Source organism: Novosphingobium sp. KN65.2 (assembly GCF_001368935.1).
In the GTDB taxonomy this organism is placed as follows: domain Bacteria; phylum Pseudomonadota; class Alphaproteobacteria; order Sphingomonadales; family Sphingomonadaceae; genus Novosphingobium; species Novosphingobium mathurense.
In genome coordinates this window covers 1-1,184 of the sequence record NZ_CCBH010000138.1, presented here as the reverse complement: position 1 = coordinate 1,184, position 1,184 = coordinate 1, and the positions used below count along the sequence as shown (strand labels likewise).

Genomic DNA, 1,184 nt, shown 5'->3' with positions numbered 1-1,184 from the left:
ACGGGGGGGGGCTGGAGCCTGCCGCGCAGTTGCTGGAGCAGGCCGCCGCACGCACCGGCAATCCCAGCCTGAAGAAGTTTCTCTCCCTGCGCGCCAGGGCCTTTCGCACCGACGACTATTTCGAGAGCGAGCTGGCCTGGATGGACCTGACCGGCACGCCCATCGAAGTCGCCATCGGGCCCTACGAAGTCTATACCGACCGCCTGATGGGCGCCAAGACCGCCTTCGAGAGCTTCGTGACGCTCAAGGACCCGCAGGAGTCCGCCGCGCTCGCCAAGTACAAGAACTATCTCAAGGACATGGAAGCCAATCTTCCCATCGAGGATCGGTACAAGAACTTCCAGCGCGGCTTCGCCAGCCCGATCGCGGTGGCCGAGCAGGTCCACGGCGGGGGCGACAATGTGCCCGGCGTCCAGACCATCGCCTTCAACCTGCCCAACGACGAGCGCGTGCGCGAGGCCAAGGGCGCGAAGAAGGTGATCCTGTCCAACGTGCTGGGCGCCAAGTTCGAACGCATCCTCAAGCCGATGGGCTCGCTGGTGCTCGAACCCGATCAGGCCGCGCGCGTCGACAAGAAGTACATGCAGTTCGAGACGCTGTTCCATGAACTGTCGCACAGCCTCGGGCCGGGCACGATCGTGGTGAACGGCGAGACGACGACGGTCGACAAGATGCTCAAGGAACAGGGTTCGGCGCTCGAAGAGGCCAAGGCCGATGTTGCAGGGGTCTGGAACATCCTGCTGATGATGCGCAAGAGAGAGATCCCGGAGGCGGAGAAGCCGCAGCTCTTCGCGACCTACTTTACCGGCATCTTTCGCGCGGTGCGCTTCGGCGCGGTCGAGGCGCACGGCAAGGGCGCAGCGCTGCAATACGCCTATCTGCAGGACAAGGGCGCGTTCCGCTGGAACGAGGCCGCGGGCCGCTACGTCATCGATGACGCGAAGATGGAAGCGGGCGTTCGCGACCTCCTGCATGACATCCTGATGCTGCAGGCCAATGGCGACTACGAAGGGACGAAGGCCTTCATGGGCAAGTGGGCGAAGCTCGATGCGCATGCCGAAGCCGCCGTCGCTTCGATGGCATCGCTGCCGGTGGATATCCGGCCGATCTATCCCGACGCGATCTGATCGAAGTCCGAGAGAGGCGTCTCTTCCCCCGGATAAATTCCCCCCCCCCCCCCCCCC

Annotated in this window: 1 protein-coding gene; it reads left to right on the top strand. The window is 64.4% G+C overall.

What is annotated here, in order from left to right; all coding sequences use genetic code 11:
• Positions 1-1,127 (top strand): DNA mismatch repair protein MutT (locus SPHV1_RS06410; RefSeq protein ID WP_054945217.1); only part of this gene is annotated, 1,127 nt, incomplete at its 5' end.
• Positions 1,128-1,184 lie beyond the last annotated feature (57 nt).